The following is a 21,134-nucleotide window of genomic DNA, read 5'->3' as shown; positions in this document are numbered from 1 at the left end:
TTCTCCTTCGGTCAGGTGGGCCGGCTGTGGCGCAGGCCGGTGAGGATCACCCGCAGCCCGCCCTGGAACAGCAGCTCGGCGTCCCGGTCGGCGCCGCTGAGGTTCAGGTGGTGCTGGAGCTGCACCGAGCCGAGCAGATGGATGTAGAGCACCACGTGAGCGGCGGCGACATCGTCGGCCGACCACCCTGATTCGGTGAGGATGTCCTTGGCGGTGCGGTCCATGGCATGGGCCGCACCGGTCAGCGGTCGCTGCTGCAGCAGCGCCGCGATTCCCGGCATCTGCACCATCACCTGCCAGGCGTTGGTGTAGAGCTCCGCGATGCGCTGTTCCCAGCCCCCGTCGGACGGGATCGCGATGCCGTCGAGCACCGACTCGGTCAGCAGGTCGAGCAGGGCCGCCTTGTCCTTGACGTGGTAGTAGACCGAGGACGCCGAGGTGCCCGCCTCCGCAGCCAGCCCGCGCATCGTGACGTTGTCCACGCCGACCCGGCGCGCCAGTTCGAGCAGGTGCTTGATCAGATGCTCGCGGTCGAGCGACCCGTACGGCAGTACCGAACCTGCCCTGCGGGTTCTCGCCATCCGCAGCCCTTTCGAACGCTGTTCGGATTCGAACGTTGTTCGGATCAAACCACCGCGACCATGCCGGGTCAAGGCCTGTGTGTGACCGGGCGCACGAACGGCTACTCCGCACTCACTTTGACCGGAGGGGGACGACCATGACGGCAGCCGAGGCCGAGCCACAGGACGCCGAGCCGAAGAAGGACAAGCGCGACCGCACCCACTGGCTCTACATCCTGGTGATCGTCGCGGTCGTGGCCGGCATCGTGGTGGGCCTGGTCGCACCGGAGACCGGATCGGCCCTCGGCGTCCTCGGCACGTTGTTCGTCAACCTGATCAAGATGATGATCAGCCCGGTCATCTTCTGCACCATCGTCATCGGTATCGGCTCGGTGCGCAAAGCTGCATCCGTCGGCAAGGTCGGCGGCCTGGCGCTGGGCTACTTCCTGGTGATGTCGACGTTCGCCCTGGCCATCGGCCTGGTGGTCGGCAACCTGATCAGTCCCGGAACAGGACTCAACCTTCGAGGAGATCCGGGCGCGGGGGCCGAGCTGGCCGGCGAGGCCGCGGCCGAGGGCGGGATGGTGGAGTTCTTCCAGAACATCATCCCGACATCGCTGCTGTCGTCGTTGACCGAGGGCAACGTGCTCCAGACCCTGTTCGTGGCGCTGCTGGTCGGATTCGCGATCCAGGCGATGGGCACCACCGGTGAGCCCCTGCTGCGCGGCGTCGCACTGATCCAGAAGCTCGTCTTCCGCATTCTGGCAGGCATCCTGTGGCTGGCGCCGATCGGTGCTTTCGGTGCCATCGCAAAGGTGGTGGGCGATACCGGATTCGACGCGGTCATCCAAATGGGTGTGTTGATGCTTGCCTTCTACATCACCTGCATCGTGTTCGTCTTCGGAGTGCTCGGCGCGTTGCTCCGCGTCGTGGCAAAGGTCTCGGTGTTCAAGCTCGCGCGCTACCTGGGCCGCGAATACCTGCTGATCGTCGCGACGTCGTCGTCGGAGTCGGCATTGCCGCGACTGATCGCCAAGATGGAGCACGCCGGCGTGCAGCCGGCCACGGTGGGCATCGTGGTGCCCACCGGATACTCGTTCAACCTCGACGGCACCGCGATCTACATGACGATGGCATCTCTGTTCATCGCCGACGCCATGGGCAATCCGCTGTCCATCACCGAGCAGCTCTCGCTGCTGGTGTTCATGATGGTCGCCTCCAAGGGTGCGGCCGGCGTCAGCGGCGCCGGATTGGCCACGCTGGCAGCGGGTCTGCAGAGCCACCGTCCTGAGCTGCTCGACGGTATCGGGTTGATCGTCGGCATCGACAAGTTCATGTCGGAGGCGCGCGCACTGACGAACTTCTCCGGTAACGCGGTCGCCACCGTGTTGATCGGGGCGTGGACCCAGACGCTGGAACACAAGCGACTGAACGAGGTGCTCGACGGGGACCGTCCGTTCGACGAGAGCACGATGGTCGACGACCACGCAGCCACCGGACCCGACGAGGCGGACCGCGAGCCCGCGAAGGCCTGAACATCCCCTGCATCAGCCCCACCTCTCCGATCGGGTAGGTCTCGCCCTGTCCGGTCGTGCGCAATCGCGCTACCCGACGATGCGGAAGTGACGCCAGGCTGTTCCCTGCGTCACACCGGCGTGCCTACGTTTGTGGCCGACACCGTGCCGCATCGCCGGAAGCACCCAGAGAGGACGCCACCATGAAGGTCGAGGACCTGCTCAAGCCCTTCCCCATCAAGGAGTTTCATCCGTTTCCCCGCGCGATGATGGGGCCGGGCGCCCACGAGATGGTCGGTCCGGAAGCTCTGAAGATGGGCTTCAAGCGGACGTTGTTGATGAGCTCGGGGCTGCGTGGCACCGACATCGTGCACAACATGGCCGAGTCGCTGAAGTGGCACGGTCTCGAGGTCGTCGTCTACGACAAGGTCGAGTCCAATCCCAAGGACTACAACGTCATGGACTCGGTGAAGCTCTACCAGGAGAACGAATGCGACAGCTTCGTCTCCATCGGCGGCGGGTCCACCCATGACGCCTGTAAGGGCGCGCGCATCTCGATTGCCCACGACGGCCGCAACGTCAACGACTTCGAGGGCTTCAACAAGAGCGAGAACCCCAAAAACCCTCCGCACATCGCGATTTCGACCACCGCGGGCACGGGTTCGGAGACGTCCTGGGCCTACGTCATCACCGACACCACAACCGATCCCGACAACCCGCACAAGTACGTCGCGTTCGACGACGCGTCGGTGGCGACGCTGGCCGTCGACGACCCGGTGCTGTACTTCGAGTGCCCCGTCGATTACACCGCCCAGTGCGGATTCGACGTTCTGGCACACGCTTCGGAGCCTTATGTGTCCCGGTTGAACTTCGAGCCCTCGCTCGGTAACGCCATCCGTGCCATCAAGCTGACCGCCGAGAACCTGCGCGAAGCCACCTGGAACGGAACAGATCTCAAGGGCCGTGAGGGCATGATGTACGCGCAGTACATCGCCGCCCAGGCGTTCAACTCCGGCGGTCTCGGCATCATCCACTCGATCTCGCACGCCGTGTCGGCGTTCTACGACACCCACCACGGGCTGAACAACGCCATCGCGTTGCCGCGGGTGTGGGCGTTCAACATGCCGGTGGCGTACAAGCGCTTCGCCGACATCGCCCAGGCCATGGGAGTGGACACCTACGGCATGACCGACGTGCAGGCCGCCGACGCCGCGCTGGCCGCCGCGATCCGGCTGCTGCGCGACGTGAACATCATCGAGAAGTTCGTCGACGTCAAGCAGGACAGCTACTCGAAGAACCGGCTGGGCCAGGGGCCGACCAAATTCTACGAGAACGCGCCGGTCATCAAGGGAGACAAGGCCGATGTCGACCGCATCACCAACCACGTGCTCGGTGATGCCTGCACGCCGGGCAACGCCAAGGAGTGCACGTTCGACACCGTCCGTCCTGTGGTCGAGCACTGCATGAACGGTGATCTCGACGAGCTGCTGCCCTGAGCTGATGTTCACTTCAGTAGAGGAGGTGCGCGAGGCGCTCGCCGGTGAAAGCTATATCGCCGACGAGCGGCTTGCGACAACAGTTTTCCTGCAGACCCGACTGGACAAGCCGCTGCTGATCGAAGGTCCGGCGGGCGTCGGGAAGACCGAGTTGGCCAAGGCGCTGGCAGCCGCCACCGGCCGCAGGCTGCTGCGCCTGCAGTGCTACGAGGGGCAGGACGAGACCAAGGCGCTCTACGAGTGGGATTACGGGAAGCAGCTGCTGTACACGCAGATCCTGCGCGAGAAGATCGGTCAGATCGTCGCCGATGCGAGCAGTCTTGACGAAGCGGTCGAGCGCATCGGTAAGCAGGAGAGCGTGTTCTTCTCCGACCGGTTCCTCGCGCCGCGGCCGCTGCTGGAGGCCGTGCGGTCCGAGGTTCCCGTAGTGCTGCTCATCGACGAGATCGACCGGGCCGACGAGTCATTGGAAGCCGTCCTGCTGGAACTGCTTGGCGAGTACCAGGTCTCGGTGCCGGAGATCGGCACCTTCACGGCCAAGCATGCGCCATACGTGATTCTCACGTCCAACAACACCCGCGACCTGGCCGCGGCGCTCAAACGCCGCTGCCTGCACATGTTCCTGGACTACCCGGCGGCCGAACGGGAGCTGGAGATCGTGCGCTCGAAGAACACCGGCCTGTCCGACGCGCTGGCCGCCCAGCTCGTCGACGTGGTACGCGGCCTTCGTGAGCTGGAACTGCGCAAGGCGCCCAGTATCTCGGAGACCATCGACTGGGCCCGCACCCTCGCTGTACTCGGCGTCGACGCATTGAACGCAAAGATTTTGTCGGACACGGTGTCCGTGGTGGTCAAATACGACAAGGACGTCCGCAGATCGCTGGACGCGTTGCCCCGGCTGGTGGATCCGAACGCGAAACTTCCTGACCGGGCGCACTCGTCGCACGGTCACGGTCACGGTCACGGGCACACCCACGACCACGATCACGGCCCACACGATCACGGTGATCATGACCACGGTGACGACGGTCGCGCGGTACGGGCGGCCAAGGACCAGCCCGGCCGCTTCACCGACGGGTACTACGGAACCCCGAAGAAGAGCGGGCAGACACCGGCTTCGACGCTCGGCCGGCGCCGGGCGCTGTAGGGAACACCGTGGAAGCGACACTGCACCGCTTCGTCCGGTTGCTGCGGCTGGCGGGGGTGCGCGTTTCGATCCCCGAGGCGCTCGACGCGATGCGGTGCGCAGGGCAGCCCGGTGTGTTGTCATCCCGGGCTGTCCTGCGCACCGCATTACGCGTCGCCCTGGTCAAAGACCAGCGTGACGAGCCGATATTCGACGAGATCTTCGACGCCTTCTTCGCGTTGGTGCGCGTCGGGCCCGGAGACGGAGCCGAGCACTCCCACTCCCACGCGCACGACGACCTCGTCGACACCGGCGAACTGGATTCGTTCACACTGTCCGAAGAGCCCAGCGAGACACCGGAACAGGGCCACGAGCACGGCAAGCCGTCCAGCATCCGGGAGTACTTCAAGCAGGAGGATCTGGCACAGCAGTACAACCTGCACCAGGAGGCCAACAAGATCGACCTCGCCGCGCTGACCGATGAGATCGCGTTCTCGAAGGACAGCCGTAACGGCGCGGACGATTCGTACCGGATTCAGCTGTCGACCGATCGCCTCAGCGGCGCGGGTACGGCGGGCGACCTTGCGACGTCGGCAGGCACCCCCGTCGACGCCGAGCTCACCATCGCCGAGCAGGAAGCGCTGCTGGGCTGGCTGGACGACGAACTGAACTCCGACGGGGACGAATCCGATGCGGCGGCGCTGCGCAAGCGGTTGGCCGGTGTGTTGGAGAACCTGCCGCAGGCGCTCAAGCGTCACCTCGAGGCACTGCTGGCGCTGGAGAACACGATCGTCGAGTCACGGGAGCAGCGGGAGGCGCGGGTCGATCGGATCGGGGAACACGAGCGCGCCGACCTCGAAGAATCGCTACGCCGGCTGGCGCACACGCTGCACGGCGCACTCACGCACCGGCGCCGGACCGCCGCCGCCGGGCGGGTGGACTCCGGCCAGACGATGCGGCGCAACATGCGCTTCGACGGGGTGCCGTTCATGCCCGTCACGGTGCGCCGGGCCGAGGATCGTCCGCGGCTGGTGGTGCTCGCCGACGTCAGCCTGTCGGTGCGGGCCACGTCGCGGTTCACGCTGAACCTGGTGCACGGTCTGCAGGACCTGTTCACCCAGGTGCGATCGTTCGCGTTCGTCGCCGCCATCGCCGAGACCACCGAGCTGTTCCGCGACCACCCGAGCGAGAAGGCGCTCGGGCTGATCTTCGGCGAGGGACGGTTCGCCGCCGAAATTGATCTAGCGGCGAACTCTGACTACGGCAGTGTGTTCGGCGAGTTCCTGGCCGAACACTCGTCGGCGGTGACCCGCAGGACCACGCTGCTGATCCTCGGCGACGGGCGCAACAACGCCAGGAGCCCGAACCTGCCCGCGTTCGAGGAGATCACCCGCCGCGCCCGCGAGACGGTGTGGCTGACGCCGGAGCCGCGCTACTCGTGGGGGCTCGGTAGCTGCGACCTGCCGTCGTACGCGGAGTTCTGCGACAGGGTGCGGGTGGTCCGGGATCTGTCCGGGCTGGAGTCCGCGGCGCACGATTTCGCGGCAGAAGCGGTCGGCCGGTAACTGTCATGACCCCCCGAAATGGAATTCCACGCGGCGAATCCCGGGCAGAGACCGCGGGGACTGCAATTTCGGCGGAAGGCGGTCGTACGCTGGACCGCATGGGAGCGCGGTATCCCACCCTCACCTCGGAGCACGACCGTGGATCCGCGGCGTCGGCGCCCCGGCTGCTGAAGTTCCACGCCCCCGAAATCGTGTTCGGCATCGACTCCATGGTCGAGGCGGCGCACGCGGCGATGCGGCTGGGGGCCCTGCGGCCGCTGCTGGTCACCGATCCCGGACTGATCGAAGCCGGATGGTCCGATGAGATGGTCGGGCACCTCGCTGGCGTCGGGGTTCAGGGTGCGATCTGGAGTGACCTGACGCCCAACCCGAAGGACCACGAGATCGCGGCCGGCTTCGAAAAGTACGCCGAACACGGCTGCGACGTGATCGTCGCCGTGGGCGGTGGCTCGGTGATCGACGCCGCCAAGGGGGTGGCGATCCTGGCCGCCAACGGTGGCGACATCCTCGACTACGAGGGCGTCGACAAGGCGCAGATGCCGATCCCGCCGCTGGTGGTGGTGCCGTCGACGTCGGGCACCGGTGCCGACGTGTCGCAGTTCTGCATCGTCACCGACACCACCCGCAACACCAAGATCACGATTCTCGGCCGCGCCCTGGTGCCCGACATCACCGTGATCGACCCGCGGCTCCTCACCACCATGCCGGAGTGGCTCAACGCCGCCACCGGGCTCGACGCGCTCACCCATGGCATCGAGGCGTTCGTGTCGCTCGGCCACAATCAGCTGACCGACCATCACGCCCTGCGCGCGGTGCAGATGGTGACCGACAACCTGGTCCACACGATGGAACGGCCCGGCGAGATGTCGGCGCGGGTGTTGATGGCCCAGGCCGCGCTGGAAGCGGGGCTGGCGTTCACCAACGCCATTCTCGGCGCCGCACACGCGATGAGCCATCAGGTCGGTGGTCTGCTCGACCTTCCGCACGGCGTGATCAACGGGATCCTGCTGCCGCACGTCATCCGATTCAACGCCGAGGCCGACCCCGAGCCCTTGACGAGACCGAAGGACCGCTTGACCGAGGTCAGGATGTCGCGGCGTTCCAGCACCAGGATCACCGGGGCGAACGTGAGGATGACGCCCACGTACACGAGCACCGCGATCCACAGGAGTACCAGCGGAGCGGCGACGAGGACCGCGATCGGCCCGTCGGCGACCGCGACGGCGAGAACCACGATGAGTGCCAGGATGCCGAACCACACCACGACCCCGAGCGTCTTGAGCACCGTGAAGCCGAGCAGCGCCCACAGTCGCGGGCGCAACCGCCGCCACGCCTCACCGATACCTATCCCGGCACCGAAGATCGAGCGTCCGATCACCACGGTGAGCAGCCCGCTGAGCAGCGTCGACGACAGCGCCGTGGTGATGCCCGCCGCCAGGGTCGAGCCCAGCCAGCTGACGATCATCCCGGCGGACGCCTCGTCGCCGCCGAGCGAGTCGGCGAACTCGCCGGTGAACGTCAGAGGCCACACCGACAACACCAGCGCAACGATCTGCGTGGCGACGACGACGATCGTCGTGAGGCCCAGTGTGGCCTTGGGATTGGCGCGGATGTAGGCCACCGCCCCGTTGAACATGTCCGACAGGGTCAGCGGACGCAGCGGGACGACGCCGGGCTTGTGAATCGGCGGGGAACCGTAGGGCGGTGGATATCCCGGTGCGCCGTACCCGGGACCGTAGCCCGGGGGCTGCCAGTACGGCGGCGCGCCGTATCCGGCGGGTGGTCCGCCCGGGTAACCCGGCGGGGGGTACCCAGGAGGTACCGGTCCGGGGGGTGGCGGCCCCGCCGGACCGTATCCGCCGGCGCTGTAGGTCATGCTCACCATCCTGTCGATCACCGTCGGAATTGACAACGTCGGCCGCTGCAGGACGGGCGACGTCGTGCCGGCACCGCACGGTCCGCGCAGTTCGCGGGCGTGGTCGTTTGTCCGCGGGGAGCCGGGGTATTCCGGAAGCATGACGCGTTTCGGCTACACCCTGATGACTGAACAGAACGGCCCCAAAGAGCTTGTCCACAACGCTGTTTCGGCAGAGCAGGTGGGCTTCGATTTCGAGGTGGCCAGCGACCACTACTCGCCCTGGCTCTCGTCCCAGGGGCACGCACCCTATGCGTGGTCGGTTCTCGGGGCGGTTGCGCACGCCACCGATCGCGTGGAGCTGATGACCTACGTCACCTGCCCCACCTTCCGGTATCACCCGGCGATCGTCGCGCAGAAGGCGGCCACGCTGCAGATTCTGGCCGACGGGCGCTTCACCCTTGGCCTGGGCAGCGGGGAGAACCTCAACGAGCACGTGGTGGGTGAAGGGTGGCCGACGGTCGCGCGGCGCCAGGACATGCTCGCGGAGGCGATTCAGATCATCCGTGAACTGCAGACCGGTGACATGGTCGATTGGAAGGGCGAGTACTTCGAGGTGGACTCCGCCCGACTCTGGGATGTACCGGAGGTTCCGCTGCCGATCGCGGCCGCGGTGTCCGGAGACCGCTCCGTGGAGCAGTTCGCCACGCTGGCCGACCACCTCATCGCCGTGGAGCCGAAGAAGGACCTTGTCGACGCGTGGCATGAGGCACGTCGGGGCACGGGATTGCCGGGTGAGGTGCGGGTTATCGGCCAGATCCCGATCTGCTGGGATCCGGACCGCGACGCCGCCGTCGACCGCGCCCACGATCAGTTCCGCTGGTTCGCGGGCGGATGGTCGGTGAATGCGGATCTGCCGACGACCGCCGGGTTCAGCGGCGCGACGCAATTCGTCCGCAAGGAGGATGTGGCCGAGTCCATCCCGTGCGGACCGGATCTCGATGCGATCGTCGACGCGGTGGCCGAATACTGGGAGGCAGGCTTCACCGACATCGCCCTGGTGCAGGTCGGTGGCGACAGCCAGGAGGCCTTCTTCAAAGAGGCAGCGGCGCCGCTGCTGGACAAACTTCGATCCGCATCGCAGTGAGAGAGATCAGATGACCAGCGGTACAGGCATTTACGACGACGACCAGGGTTCGGCAGCATCCAAGGAGGACGGTGCCGGGAAGGATCCGGAGCGGGAGACCCCGGACGTCGACAAGGACACCGAGGAGCCGACGGCCTGATCCGGCGTCACCGGGCGTTCACCCTGTCGCTGCGGCGTTTGGTTTCCAGCCGGTGCCACGTCCACCAGAACAGCAGCGCCGCGACGATCGAACCCGCTGCGGCCAGCCACTGCGCACTGAGGAACAGTTGCCACTCGGTGTCGGCGTTGATGCGCTGCGGCGGTGGCACCAGCGCCGTGAGACCCAGGACGAGGCTGACCACGCCTGCGGTAGCGACCAGCAGGACGAAGACGGTGCGGAGTGTGAAGCGGGCGGCACCGGGCGAGACCACGGCGCGAAGGCGGTCTGTGCGCGCGAGGAAATGCGATGCCGCACAGGCCACGAACAACGCAACCGCATCCGCTGCCAGCGTGTCCGACAATCGATGCCAGCGGGCGATGACGGTGTAGGCACCGATGCCCACCGCCCAGGTGAGCGTGAAGAACAGGGCGACCCCGCGGAACCGGTAGGGCATGACGATCACGGTGGCGAACAACACCGACATCGCCGCGGTGGTGTGGCCGCTGGGCAGCGTGTTCTCCAGGTACTCGCCGGTGTCGAGCAGCTCCGGGCGTTGCAGCACAACATATTTCATGATCTGTGTGAGCGCCTGGCTACCCAGGATGACACCGACCGCCGCGGCGGCGAGATTGACCTGGCGCCTCAGCAACCCGACGCCGCCGACGGCGAGGGTGGCCGCGGCCAACGACGAGTACGTGATGGTGTCCAGGGCGCGGTGGGCGACGACGAACGCTTGCGTGTCGACCTGCTCAGCGCCGTTGAGCGCCGCGTTCTCCACAGCCTGGCCCGTGTGGGTGCGCACCGCGAGTAGGTAGACGGCGACGAAGAACAGCGACGCGCCCGCGAGGATGAGTGTCCACCTGCGGCGCGCGCGCCCAAGTCTCAGGCGCGTCTCGTCCAGGTGGTTCGATTGGGGCTGCACGAGTGCACGATCCTCTCACGCCATCGCCGGTAGCGTGCGGGGGCCGCGACGGGCGAGTGCTACGCAGCGTCCTTGTCGGCTGCCGCGGCGCCCCTGGTTTTTCCGTGACCGGCAGAATCATCGCCGGGGCCGGCATCGGTGGCGGCACCGGAATCGGCTGACTGCCCGTCGCTTTCCGCGCCGTCGTCGGTCTCGGAGTCGTCCTCGGACGTCCCGGGCTCATCGCCGTCGACGACCGCGCCGTCGACCTCCGCGTCGTCGATCGCCGCCCCGGCGTCTGTCGCCGCGTCCTCGGCGTCGGAGGATTCGGTTCCGACGATGTCCGTCGTCACGTCTTCGGGAGCCGGATCGGCGACGGGTGCGGAGTCCGCCGTCAACGTGAAGATGGCCGCGTCCGGGTCCGGGACAGCGTCGAGCGCTCCCGACGATTCCCGCGGCGGTATGGCCGCACCCAACTCCTGGTCGAGATTGATGCCGACGGCGATGGGGCCGGCGGGAAGGTCGCTTTCCGGATCCGCCGGGCTCAGAAGTCCCGGCAGGTCGGCGAAAATTCCGAACGAGGCTCCTGGTACACCGTTGAGGACACCGTCAATGATGCGGGCAGGAATGTTCAGGACGGCGTTGACGGTACCGACGAGGTCGAGGCTGGTGAGCGCGTCGACCACCTCGCCGATCGCCTGCCCGGTCGCGACCAGGCCGCTGAGGACCGGGCTGATCGCGGTGATGAAGAAGCCTTCGAGGGCGAACGGCTGGCTGAGGATCGCGCCCAGATGGACCAGCGCCGCGCCCGCGCTCGCGCCGGGCTGCAGGACGATGTCGGCGGCCGCGGCGAAGAAATCGTCGACCCTGCCGGACTGCAACGCGGCCACGGCGTCGGCGAAAGCCACGGCCTGATTCTCCAGCGTTTTACCGATGATCGGGAACGGGTCGGCCAGGTACTGCTGCACCAGGGCTTCGGCGTTCGCTATCGACCGCAGCACCACCTGCGGGTAGAGCTGCAGCGGGCTGGGGACCGCGGCGAGTTGCACCGCGGAGTGAGCCGCGGGAGTGTCCGCGGCCAGGGGAGCGATCGGCGTCACCGCCACCAGGCCGGCCCCCACCAGGGCAACACCTGCAGTGACGTACGGACGCATGCCAGCCCTCATGATGATCCCCCTGTCGCGAGCCCCGTGTGATTGCTGAGAATGTACCGCACCAGCGGACGGGCGATGGGGGTTCTTTGTGGTGCGCGCCGGAATGTACCGGCATACAGCGATATTGACGGCCGCGACGGATTGTGCGCGGAGCACGCGGTGACACCGCGTGGGCGTTGCTCAGGGCAGGGGTGACGCGGTCTAACCGACCGCCTGGCTGCGCCGCAGGCGCGCCTCCTCGTGCTGTGTGATGTTCGAATTGTCGAACATGATCGTCAGCATCACCGCGAAAAATCGGGCCGGGCTCAGTTCGTCGGGCACCAGGTCGCTGCGCAGCGTCACCGTCGGCAGCGCAGCCAGCTGGGCCGACACATCGGTCGTCGGCTCCTCATCGACATCCTCGATGTCGACGTCGAAGAGGTCCAGGATCGCGTCGTCCGGTTCATGGACCGGGTCCGGGGGTGCGGCGCCATCCCATTCGGGGACGATGAGCGCGCAGGCGTCGTACGCGTCGTCTTCCCTGCCCAGCTTGATCAGCAGATCAACGATCCAGTCGAACTGTCGGCGCTCCTCGGTGTAGGCCGTCGACCGCAGCGAGTACATGAAGCCGAGGGCTGCCAGAGGGTGGCGCAGTGCGAGGTTCTTGGCGTCGCCGTAGGACTCTTCGACACGGTTGGCGGCGTTCTTGCCGAACGACGAGTCCATGCGCTTGGTCGAGATGAGCAGCTCGGGCCCCGTCTGCCAGGACGACATGATGACGTCGACCTGCTTGAAGTAGTTCTTGCCCGCGATGTTGGCCGATGCGGCACCGACGCCGCCCGTGCCCTTGGTGAGCCTCGACAGCAGCTCGTCGCGGCCTGCCGACTTCGGGATCGACCTCACGAACGCCAGCACGTCGCGGTCGACGACCCGTGGCGGCTCCGCGCGCGGCCACACCGCGTCCGGTTCCAGCCCGGCCCGCCGCAGTTCGTAGGCGACCCACACGTCGACAGCCAGCGCCGGAACGCCGGAACGGCTCTCGGCGCCCAGCAGGATCGGCACTGCCAGCAGCTTGCGGAGCGTGTCGTAGTCAGGGGCGAAGGACGCATCGGGCTGCCAGGGGTTGACGGCCGAGAGCGGGGACTGGTCGACGATTGCGTCGAACAGCGGCCACGCCAGTGCCTTCGCGCTGGGTTTACTTGGCACCGTTGGCTTTTCCCCTGGCGGTGCGACGCGCGGTCAGGCTGGCGTGGTCGCGGCGCACCGCGCGCAGCGCGCGTTCGGTCATGGTGGACGTGGCGGTGAGCAGCACGTCGTCGACGAGGGCGACCGCGTCGAGCAGCCGTCCTTCCCGTAACCGGGCCGCCACCGCGGGCCGTATCTGACGAAGCTGTTCGGCGTTGCGGCGCACCAGCTCCGGTGCGGGCACCGGCAGGACGTCGGCCTCTCGCGGCTCGATCTTCAGCATCCCGCCACCGTAGGCGCGACCGACGGTTTCCGCGCCGAGCAGGGTGACCGAGTTGAGGGCGGCCAGCGGCAGCAGGTTCATTCCGGTGTGCCGCAGGTCATCGCGCAGGTAGACCCCGTGCACCGAGTTGAGGTGGTGGGCGCGTGCGCGGTTGGTGGTCAGCCGCGGGGTATCGGCGTTCATGTAGGTGAGGAACAGGTCAGCCGGCCGCAAGTAGGGCACCCGCCACCACGGGTTGCGGACGCGGCACTTGTAGGCCTGGTGCACGTCGAGATCCTCGCCGGAGCGGATGTAGTGCCAGCCCGCCGGCGACGGTTCACCCGCCGGCCGGAACAGGTACGTCGACTGCCCGGCCGCCCCGAGGGCCTGCATGGCCTGGGCGGTGAGACCGAGGCCGCGCAGGTGGCGCGAGCCGGGCGGCGACAGCGCAACGACCTCGGAGTCGGTGAGCCCGAGCGCCTGGACCTTGGCGGGGGACAGCGTGAAGAAGCGGTTGCTGCCGGTGACCATGCCCAGGGTGGTGTCGCCCCAGGCTTCGAGGAACGTGAACGCGTCGCTGCGTACCACGCCGTCGAACGCCTGGAAACCGGAGGGCGACATCAGGCCTGCCGACCATTTGGCGCCGTTGCCGGGTGGGATCCACCGCCGCGACCCGGTCAGCTGGGCCAGCCCGTCGGCGTCGCGCACCTGGGACAACTGCATGTGTTCGGCGCCTCGGCCGCCCTCGGGGGCGTAGCCGTCGGCCAGCAGCAGCACGACTTCCTCCAGCACCCCGGGGAACACCCGCTCGTCGAAGAGCACCAGGCTGACTGCGCCGAAATGGTCCATCAGGAACTGCCGGACGCCGGCGGCGTAGTTGACGCTGAGCAGTTCGGCGGGGAGCACCAGGCCCAGCCGACCGCCAGGTCGCAGGTGCAGCGCCGAGTGCACGGTGAACGCCGCCCAGGAGGACGCCAGGTTGGACAGCGTGACGCCCGCCCGCAGCGCGGCCTCCCGGGCGCGGGCCCGCGATTCCCCGGCGAAGTCCTGGTAGCGGACGTAGGGCGGGTTGCCGACCACGGCGTCGTAGACGCCGAACTCGGCGTGGGAGAAAAAGTCCCTGGCGTGAATGGTGGCCTCGATGCCCCCCGCTCGGAGGCTGTTCTGGGCGTGCGCGGCGGACTCGGCGTGGATCTCGACCCCGACCAGCGGGCCGGCGTGACCGCCGCGGCGGCCGATCTCGTGCAGGAAGACGGCCTCGCCGCAGGACGGTTCGAGGACGGCGTGCTCGTGATGGCGGACCGCCCAGTCGGCCACGAAGCGCGCCACCGGTACCGGGGTGAAAAACGCCCCACGCGCCTTGCGCAGCGAGGAGGTGTCACCGGGGAGCATGCGCCAATCGTGCCGCAGCGCACCGACAGACCGAAGCTGACCCGCCGACCGTGAAATCTCCGCGCTCTACTGGTCCGCCGATCCCACAGAATGAACTCATGACGTACGGGCACGGTCTCGGGGAATCCTTCGAGCCGGTGGCCAGGGTTGCCGTGGTCGACCTGGAGTCGGTCTGCGAGCTGTACGGCCTCGACGTATTGCCGTTTCCCCTGGGCCGCAGCCGACCGGTGGGGTCGGTGTGGCTCGCCACCAGAGATGTAGCACCGATCGAGAGTCGGCTCGACGACGGGGATCTGCGTGACGTCCGGGGCTGGGTCGAAGCTCTTGTGCGGCCCGACGTGTGCATCGAATGCCACGTGCATCACCTCGACGGGAGCACGCCCGATCTTCGGTTGCACGGATTGCGGGCGGCGGAGGCAGGCTTTGCGGCGGTCCAGGAGAGAGATCGCGATGGCGTCGACGTGGTCGAGATCTACACTGTGCCGCCCGCGCTGCTAGGTGCGGTGGTAGCCGAATCGGTCGGGCTGGTCGGCGCCGGTGGTCATCCCCGCATCGCGGTGACGGGTGGCGGAGATCATCTTCCGGAGCCGCGCGGTGGTGCGGACGCGTACGACGACCTCGGTTTATCGATCACCCAGCTTGAGCCTCGACAGCCGGCAGTGCCTGTCGACGTCCGAGACATCGTGGCGACCGGGACCGTGCAGTCGCGGCACGAGCCGGCGCTGTACTGGGGTACCGATTCTGCGCGTCCGATCCTGCGGTGGGTCCAGGTTCGTGCCGATGGAGATTATCTCTATGAGGCTGACGACTCCGGATACCTTGAACCGCTGGATGTCCCGATGTTGAATGCCTGCATCGAGGGTCTGGTCGCCGACGTCAGTCGGTGGTGAACTGGTCGCTGAGACGTCTCAGGGCGCGGTCATCGACGAGCTCGTCTCGGTGCTCGGGGTGCTGCCAGTAGAATCTGACCCACTCGAGCAGGGCATCGCTGTCGTCGGTGACAGCGTCAGACATCAGTGTGGCGCTGCGTTTGCCGGCCAACACGAACACGACGACACCGTTGGGCGGCTTCCGGCCTCTGAGCGGCTGATCCAAGATCTGTTCGATGTCCTCCCATGAGCCGTGCCTGAAGGAGCCCCACTGGGCGTTCCAGACTTCAAAGCCGGCTGGACCGAGATGCAGATGCCCTGAGCCCCTGTGCTTGAGAGTCCGAAACAGGGTTGGCACCCCGAACAACAGCAGGACAATGCAACCGACGGGGGCACTTCGGCGTGGGGTCCCCGTCGGGACGTAGTCGATCATGCCGAGCGGAGAGAATATGAGATAGAGCGCCGCAACGATAGTTATCGCGACAGTTGAAACTATGAACACGGTGTCGACGAATGTGCCGGGACGAAGCAGAGTGCCTGCTTCGTCTACTTCTATCCGTGGCTTCGTTGCTCCCAAGGTCGTACAGAGAAAGAACAGGGCAAAACCGAACGCCCAAATAGCCAGCCCAAGAACGATCAATGCCGTTGGGTAGCTCCCGCGAAGTAGCCAAATGACGACCCACACGCTGGCGAAGGCCCCGAATCCCGCGAGTGCGACGGACAGAACGATGGGACGTGCAGAACGGTTCATCGCGGGCAAAACGTGTTGCCGATCCAGTTGCCGAGAGCCGTGCCGCCCTCGGAGGCACCAATGGCGGCCGTGATAGCCACCCACGGCCCCATCTCCGATGTTGCCAGGCCCGCAAGGGCGCCCGTCGTGAGAGACGTAACTCCCTCAGCTGTCGCGACACATCGCTGGAATCCGGAATCCGCAACGGCAACGTCCCACAGAGCGGTCGCAATGCCGAGGGCAGGGCCTCCGTACTTGGCGCCGATCCGCACACGCTCCGCCGCGTCGTCGCTGAGCATCGGAAAGCCTCTTGGGGCTTGCGACTCCAACCCCGTAATGGCAGCCTCGCCCGTCATAAGAGCAGGGTTGTCGAAGAGCTCCAGCGGGACGTCTGCTGGAGGACGACCCGGGACTTGGACGGTGGCACTTCTGCCGCCGCCCGGGTACTCGATAAGCGTGGTCACGGTGCCATTGGGAAACGTGACCGTGGTGACGTTCGCATTCTCCATCCCGTGGTCGCCGAAGTCGTTGAACGTGAACGAGCTGGTTTCCGAGATCTCGTCACCGTCTTTGTCGAAGTGGGTTTCGGTGGTGGTGGGCCCACGATCCGAGAAGGTGGGGCGGGCATTGACCGTCGTGACATGCCTGCTTCCGTCCTGCTTGTAAATCGTTGTCGTCGTGGATATCTCTTCGCCGGTAGCGGGGTCGTACTTCGTCTCGGTCTTGGTGTCGCGGACCGTCTGCGCCATGTCGGTATCTCGAATCACGGCCTGCTGCATCATGCCTACGGGGTTGGACGGATTGGGGACTTCGTCGCCCGGTCTCTGCGACCCCGACGTCGGAATGCGAAACGGGTCGTTGGGATCGGACGTGCCCGGCATGTCCACTCCGTACGGCATCGCCGCCGCGGCCAGACTGTCGGCTGTGTCGTCGTCGGCGGCGCCCACTTTCAGCAGCAGTCCGTTCACGGTCATCTGTTCGGCCTGGGCGCGCTTCTCCAGTGCGGCGGCCTCGTCGAGCGTCATCCTGGTACCGGCGATCAGGACCACCCACTGCTCGTTGACGTGCAGTTGGCCGGTCATGTCGATCTGATCGGCCCTGTCCAGCAGTGCCGTGCGGGCGTCGCCGATGGTGCCGGCACCCGCGATCAGGACGCCACTGAGCGCGGACGTGTACGCCGAGAATGCCTCCGTCTGTTTTGCTGCCCGGTCGAACATCGTGGTTGCCGCTGTGTGGGCATCGCCTGACCATGCCTTGGTATCCGGCATGGTTGTGACGTTGGTGCTCAGCGCGGTGACGGCATGGGCGACAGTCCGGCCACTGTCCTTCACCGCACGGCCGGTGAACCTCAGGGAGTCGGGATTCCAGCGTTCCAGCCGGGATCGGGTGGGCAACACTGTTCACAAGATCCCGTTGAAGCTGCCGGCCAGTTCCGAATCGGTCACCTCGTACGCGCTGCCCGCGCCACGCACCGCTGCGCCCATGGCGCCGACGCTGGTGGCGATCTCGTCGGCAACCGCTTTCACATGTGCGCCGACCAGTCGGGCCGCCCACTGCGTAGTCGCGCCGTCCAGATCGTCGGCGGCAGTGGCCACCGTGGTGCCGACATCAGCTTCGCGAATCAGCCCCGACGCGATATCCACCTGGCCGGCGAAGGCGCGCAGTATCTCGGGGTCAACGCGCACTGACAGGTCTCCATTCACGTGAGTGACCGGACATCGATGAAAAGCCTAAAGGAGGCACCGGGTGGGCCTGAGCACCAATTCGACGGCCGGCGACCAGCCGTGACCTCGGCGTCGACCTTGTGCGTTGAGTAGCATTTCCGCCGTTCACGCTCGAACAGGTGAACGCGGCTGCATGCTGATCGAGAAGCTTGTAGGTACCCGAAGTGGTGTTTTCAATGAGTCGAGTCCCGCGCTCAGTGACGTTGTACTTCGTGTTGCCCTTGGCGTATGCGCTTGCGACCGTTGCCGGTCGCGCCACCCGGCTGGGCGGCGGGGAGGTCGCGCTGGTGTGGCCCGCGGCCGCGGTGGCGGTGATCTGGTTGATCACCGTACGACCAGGTGGGACGCGCGAGCGCGCGGTTCATGTGTCGATGCTGGCCATCCTCACGTTCGTCATGAACATCCTGACGGGCGCGTCGCCGCTGCTCGGAGCTTGGTTCGTACTGGTCAACGTCACGCTGGCCGCGGTGGCGGTGGAGATACTGACATACCGCCGAGACGAGATCGTCCTTCGTGACCCCGCTGACCTGGCGCGCCTTGTCGCTGCGGTGACCGCCGGAAGTTGTTGCGCCGCAGTCCTGGCGACCGCCTTCCTCACAACGGTCACAGGAGCGCCCGTCTGGGAGACGTTCGCGCTCTTCGCTGTGCGCAACGGAGCGACGGCGCTTCTCGGAGTGGCGGTGTGGCTGCGGTTTCGCGACGTCAGATGGCGACGGCCACAGGTGTCGGCGCTGGGAGTCGTCGAAGCGCTGGTGGTGGGAAGCGGCACGGTGTTCGTCTACGTGTGGACCTTCTGGCTGAACATCGGTGTGCCGCTGGCCTTCCTCACCCTGGTTCCCGCAATGTGGCTGGCGCTGCGGTACAGCACCACGGTCAGCACGGTGTTCCTGACCGTGGCAGGCGCCTGGATCATTTTCGCAACCCTCTCGAACAGGGGGGTGTTCATCGTCCCCGACATTCAGGCGCGGGCGTTGCTGGCCCAAGCCATGGTGTGCAGCCTCACGCTGATCGTGTTGGCCCTCTCACTGTTTCGCGATTCTCGCGCGCGCCTGATCGCGCAGCTGGAGGACGCGCGTGATCAGGCGGACCAAGACTCCGAGCTTCTGGGCGCCGTGCTCGACAGCATCCATGACAGCGTGATCCTCGTCGACCCGGGCCGCGAGGTCGTCCTACAGAATGCGCGGGCCGCTGATTCGGGTGTGGCCCAACAGGTTGTCGCGGCGTCGCACGCGGACACGATGGTCGTCGGTGCCGGCGAGACGGCACCCAATCTGCCGCGCGACGTCGTCGTCGCCGACGAATCCCGCGTGGTGGAGCTCACCACGGCACCACTGTCACGCCATTCCAGATTCACCGTGATGGCGTTTCGCGACGTCACCGAGCAGCGCAAGAATGCGCAAGCACTTCGTCAGGCGCGCGACCTCTTTGCCGCAGTGCTGGAGGCGGCATCCGAGCAGGCGATCGTCGGGACCGACCCGGCAGGACACATCACGGTCTTCAACCACGGTGCGGAGCGACTGCTCGGGTGGACTGCGGCGGAGATGCTCGGCCGAACGCCGATGGATTTCCACTACTACCCCGAGGTGTGCGCCCGCGCGACGGAGATGGGCATACCCCCGGGCTTCGACGTCTTCGTCCGCGACGTCACCCCGGAGCGAGCTGAGATCAGCGAATGGACGTTCGTCCGACGCGACGGCACCCACGCGGCGGTGAGCCTTGCCGTCTCACAGATGACCGACGAGGACGGCGGATGCATCGGATACATCGAAGTGGCCATGGACATCACCGAGAGGAAGTCGGCCGAGAAAGCGTTGGCGGACAGTGAAGAGCGCTTCAGGCTCGCGTTCGACACCGCCCCGATGGGCATGTTCATGTTCGAGGTGATGCCCGGCCGCGCCGGCCGCATCACCCGCTGCAACCAGGCGCTGGGTGACCTCCTGGGTCGCGAGCCGACCGACGTGTTGGAGTTGGTTGTCACCGACCTGGGTAGCGACCAGGCGGGTGTGGGAGCAGGCGGATTACAACAGCTCCTCAGCCTCCAGATCGGCCAGCCCTGCGAAGCGGAGATGGCCTTCCAGCGCGCCGACGGCTGCACAGTCTGGGGTGCAGTGTCTGCGTCGATTGTCGCTCCGCCTGGGTCCAATCCCTACGGAATCTGTTTGGTCGAAGACATCACCGGTCGCAGGCGGGCCGAGGCCGAACTGCAGCATCTGGCCCTGCATGATCCACTGACGGGACTCGCCAATCGCGTGTTGCTGATGAACCGCATCGAGCACGCGCTCGCACACTCAGAGCGTGAAAAGTCCTGTGTGGGACTGATATTCCTCGACCTGGACGGTTTCAAAGCGGTCAACGACACCTGGGGGCATGCTCAAGGCGATGAGGTTCTGGCGATCGTCGCTCGGCGGATCCGGGATGCGATTCGACCTGGCGACACAGCAGCGCGGGTCGGCGGTGATGAGTTCGCCGTGCTCTGCCCTGGCGCCGCTGATGTCGCCCAGCTGCACAGCGTGGCCGAACGCATCCGCAGGGAAGTCCGTCGTCCGGTCACCCTGGCCGATGGGCGAACCTACGAACAACTCTCCATGAGCGCCGGGGTGGCCACGTCGCATCCAGGCACCACTGCGGAAGCTCTACTGCATCGCGCGGATCAGCTGATGTACCAGGCCAAGCGAGGCGGTAAGGACCAGGTGAACACTGGCAGGCCCTCGCAAGAGGCCGCCATGATGCGCGCGGTGCGGTTGGTCTCCGACTTGGATCGGGCGCTTGCCCGTGACGAGCTCGTCGTCCACGTCCAACCGATCGTGAATCTCTCGACCGGCGACTGCGTGGCAGCGGAAGCGCTTCTGCGCTGGGAACATCCGGAATGGGGGCTCCTGACCCCGGATCAGTTCTTGAATGTTGCCGAGGCGTCCCGACACATGCCGGCGATCGGACGTCATGTCCTCGTCGAAGCGTGCCGACAGGCCCGACATTGGACCGGCCCGTTGGCGACCGCTGCTGTGCACGTCAATGTGTCCTTCCGGCAACTGGAGGTAGGCGATCTCTACACCGATGTCCACGACGCACTGACCGCGACCGGGCTCGATCCCGGCAGGCTCGTGCTGGAAATGACCGAAACCTATGCGGGTCTGGTCGCGAATTCGGTCAAAGCCGACCTCGACCGGCTTCGTGACAAGGGCGTGCGCATCGCCATCGACGATGTCGGCACGGGGTTCAGCGGTCTGGTGAAGATCGTCGACCTCCCCGTCGACATCCTCAAGATCGACAAGCAGTTCATCGCCGGGTTGCAGCGGGATCCGCGCTGCGACGCAATAACAAAGGCGATCGTGAGTCTTGGTGCGAGTCTCGGCCTCACCGTCGTCGCCGAGGGGATCGAACGTGGCGACCAATGGGATCTTCTGGTCGAGTGGGGGTGCGAGCTCGGCCAAGGCTTCCTGTTCGGACGTGCCGTCAGCGAAGACCAGATGTCCACGACATTCGGCCGGGCCGACGGGAGTGGGTCCCGATCACCGGAGGGCGCCGGGCCCGAGTGA

Annotated in this window: 16 protein-coding genes and 1 pseudogene; 9 read left to right on the top strand and 8 right to left on the bottom strand. The window is 66.6% G+C overall.

What is annotated here, in order from left to right; translation table 11 throughout:
- Positions 1-11: 11 nt before the first annotated feature.
- Complete coding sequence (locus EL337_RS25975) at positions 12-581, bottom strand: TetR/AcrR family transcriptional regulator (protein ID WP_048633983.1); 570 nt, start codon at positions 579-581, stop codon at positions 12-14.
- 137 nt (positions 582-718) lie between these two features.
- Between EL337_RS25975 and EL337_RS25970 the strand changes: the two genes are divergently transcribed.
- The 7 genes and pseudogenes from EL337_RS25970 to EL337_RS29215 all read left to right on the top strand — a co-directional run bounded on the left by EL337_RS25970 (position 719) and on the right by EL337_RS29215 (position 9,402).
- On the top strand, positions 719-2,095 hold the full coding sequence (locus EL337_RS25970; RefSeq protein WP_048633982.1) for a cation:dicarboxylate symporter family transporter: 1,377 nt from the start codon (positions 719-721) through the stop codon (positions 2,093-2,095).
- Positions 2,096-2,277: 182 nt separating this feature from the next.
- On the top strand, positions 2,278-3,570 hold the full coding sequence (gene mdo / locus EL337_RS25965; RefSeq protein WP_048633981.1) for an NDMA-dependent methanol dehydrogenase: 1,293 nt from the start codon (positions 2,278-2,280) through the stop codon (positions 3,568-3,570).
- Positions 3,571-3,574: 4 nt separating this feature from the next.
- Positions 3,575-4,717, top strand: coding sequence for an AAA family ATPase (locus EL337_RS25960; RefSeq protein WP_048634033.1), 1,143 nt, complete (start codon positions 3,575-3,577; stop codon positions 4,715-4,717).
- Positions 4,718-4,725: 8 nt separating this feature from the next.
- Positions 4,726-6,261, top strand: a complete 1,536-nt coding sequence (locus EL337_RS25955) for a VWA domain-containing protein (RefSeq protein WP_048633980.1) — start codon at positions 4,726-4,728, stop codon at positions 6,259-6,261.
- Between the two features lie 98 nt (positions 6,262-6,359).
- Positions 6,360-7,313: pseudogene (locus EL337_RS25950) on the top strand (iron-containing alcohol dehydrogenase); the annotation flags it as partial.
- 963 nt (positions 7,314-8,276) lie between these two features.
- Positions 8,277-9,263 carry an LLM class F420-dependent oxidoreductase gene (locus EL337_RS25940; RefSeq protein ID WP_048634031.1) on the top strand — a complete coding sequence of 329 codons (987 nt, stop codon included), beginning with the start codon at positions 8,277-8,279 and terminating at the stop codon, positions 9,261-9,263.
- Positions 9,264-9,273: 10 nt separating this feature from the next.
- A complete protein-coding gene (locus tag EL337_RS29215) occupies positions 9,274-9,402 on the top strand; it encodes a hypothetical protein (RefSeq protein WP_264035247.1) in 129 nt (42 codons plus the stop codon).
- A gap of 7 nt (positions 9,403-9,409) precedes the next feature.
- Here the strand turns inward: EL337_RS29215 and EL337_RS25935 are convergent, their stop codons facing one another.
- The 4 genes from EL337_RS25935 to EL337_RS25920 form a co-directional block, all read right to left on the bottom strand.
- Positions 9,410-10,324 carry a phosphatase PAP2 family protein gene (locus tag EL337_RS25935; RefSeq protein WP_048633979.1) on the bottom strand — a complete coding sequence of 305 codons (915 nt, stop codon included), beginning with the start codon at positions 10,322-10,324 and terminating at the stop codon, positions 9,410-9,412.
- A gap of 59 nt (positions 10,325-10,383) precedes the next feature.
- A complete protein-coding gene (locus EL337_RS25930; RefSeq protein WP_126316692.1) occupies positions 10,384-11,469 on the bottom strand; it encodes a hypothetical protein in 1,086 nt (361 codons plus the stop codon).
- Positions 11,470-11,658: 189 nt separating this feature from the next.
- The gene (locus EL337_RS25925) at positions 11,659-12,642 is read right to left on the bottom strand and encodes a hypothetical protein (RefSeq protein ID WP_048633978.1); all 984 of its coding nucleotides are present in this window, start codon (positions 12,640-12,642) and stop codon (positions 11,659-11,661) included.
- Positions 12,632-14,275, bottom strand: a complete 1,644-nt coding sequence (locus tag EL337_RS25920; protein WP_048633977.1) for an N-6 DNA methylase — start codon at positions 14,273-14,275, stop codon at positions 12,632-12,634. Before EL337_RS25920 ends, EL337_RS25925 begins: the two co-directional genes overlap by 11 nt.
- A 98-nt stretch (positions 14,276-14,373) precedes the next feature.
- On the opposite strand from EL337_RS25920, the gene EL337_RS25915 reads away from it, so the two are divergent.
- Positions 14,374-15,165, top strand: coding sequence for a hypothetical protein (locus EL337_RS25915; RefSeq protein WP_048633976.1), 792 nt, complete (start codon positions 14,374-14,376; stop codon positions 15,163-15,165).
- On the opposite strand, the gene EL337_RS25910 is transcribed toward EL337_RS25915, so the two are convergent.
- From EL337_RS25910 to EL337_RS25900, 3 genes are all read right to left on the bottom strand, one after another.
- Positions 15,152-15,784, bottom strand: coding sequence for a hypothetical protein (locus EL337_RS25910; RefSeq protein ID WP_232786861.1), 633 nt, complete (start codon positions 15,782-15,784; stop codon positions 15,152-15,154). The genes EL337_RS25915 and EL337_RS25910 overlap by 14 nt on opposite strands.
- Before the next feature lie 107 nt (positions 15,785-15,891).
- On the bottom strand, positions 15,892-17,271 hold the full coding sequence (locus tag EL337_RS25905; protein ID WP_232786860.1) for a hypothetical protein: 1,380 nt from the start codon (positions 17,269-17,271) through the stop codon (positions 15,892-15,894).
- A gap of 3 nt (positions 17,272-17,274) precedes the next feature.
- Positions 17,275-17,559, bottom strand: a complete 285-nt coding sequence (locus EL337_RS25900; protein WP_083443180.1) for a hypothetical protein — start codon at positions 17,557-17,559, stop codon at positions 17,275-17,277.
- 215 nt (positions 17,560-17,774) lie between these two features.
- On the opposite strand from EL337_RS25900, the gene EL337_RS25895 reads away from it, so the two are divergent.
- Entirely contained in the window at positions 17,775-21,134 is a 3,360-nt protein-coding gene (locus EL337_RS25895; protein WP_083443179.1) for a bifunctional diguanylate cyclase/phosphodiesterase, read from the top strand.

The sequence above is a fragment of the Mycolicibacterium aurum genome, assembly GCF_900637195.1.
GTDB classification, from domain to species: Bacteria; Actinomycetota; Actinomycetes; order Mycobacteriales; family Mycobacteriaceae; genus Mycobacterium; species Mycobacterium aurum.
Note: the sequence above shows the minus strand (reverse complement) of the source record. Positions and strands in the feature narration are given on the sequence as shown.

What these genes read in the sequence shown, in the direction of transcription:
- EL337_RS25975 (WP_048633983.1), bottom strand. Translation starts at nt 581, where the DNA reads ATGGCGAGAACCCGCAGGGCAGGTTCGGTACTGCCGTACGGGTCGCTC.
- EL337_RS25970 (WP_048633982.1), top strand. Translation starts at nt 719, where the DNA reads ATGACGGCAGCCGAGGCCGAGCCACAGGACGCCGAGCCGAAGAAGGAC.
- mdo (WP_048633981.1), top strand. Translation starts at nt 2,278, where the DNA reads ATGAAGGTCGAGGACCTGCTCAAGCCCTTCCCCATCAAGGAGTTTCAT.
- EL337_RS25960 (WP_048634033.1), top strand. Translation starts at nt 3,575, where the DNA reads ATGTTCACTTCAGTAGAGGAGGTGCGCGAGGCGCTCGCCGGTGAAAGC.
- EL337_RS25940 (WP_048634031.1), top strand. Translation starts at nt 8,277, where the DNA reads ATGACGCGTTTCGGCTACACCCTGATGACTGAACAGAACGGCCCCAAA.
- EL337_RS29215 (WP_264035247.1), top strand. Translation starts at nt 9,274, where the DNA reads ATGACCAGCGGTACAGGCATTTACGACGACGACCAGGGTTCGGCAGCA.
- EL337_RS25930 (WP_126316692.1), bottom strand. Translation starts at nt 11,469, where the DNA reads ATGAGGGCTGGCATGCGTCCGTACGTCACTGCAGGTGTTGCCCTGGTG.
- EL337_RS25920 (WP_048633977.1), bottom strand. Translation starts at nt 14,275, where the DNA reads ATGCTCCCCGGTGACACCTCCTCGCTGCGCAAGGCGCGTGGGGCGTTT.
- EL337_RS25915 (WP_048633976.1), top strand. Translation starts at nt 14,374, where the DNA reads ATGACGTACGGGCACGGTCTCGGGGAATCCTTCGAGCCGGTGGCCAGG.
- EL337_RS25895 (WP_083443179.1), top strand. Translation starts at nt 17,775, where the DNA reads ATGAGTCGAGTCCCGCGCTCAGTGACGTTGTACTTCGTGTTGCCCTTG.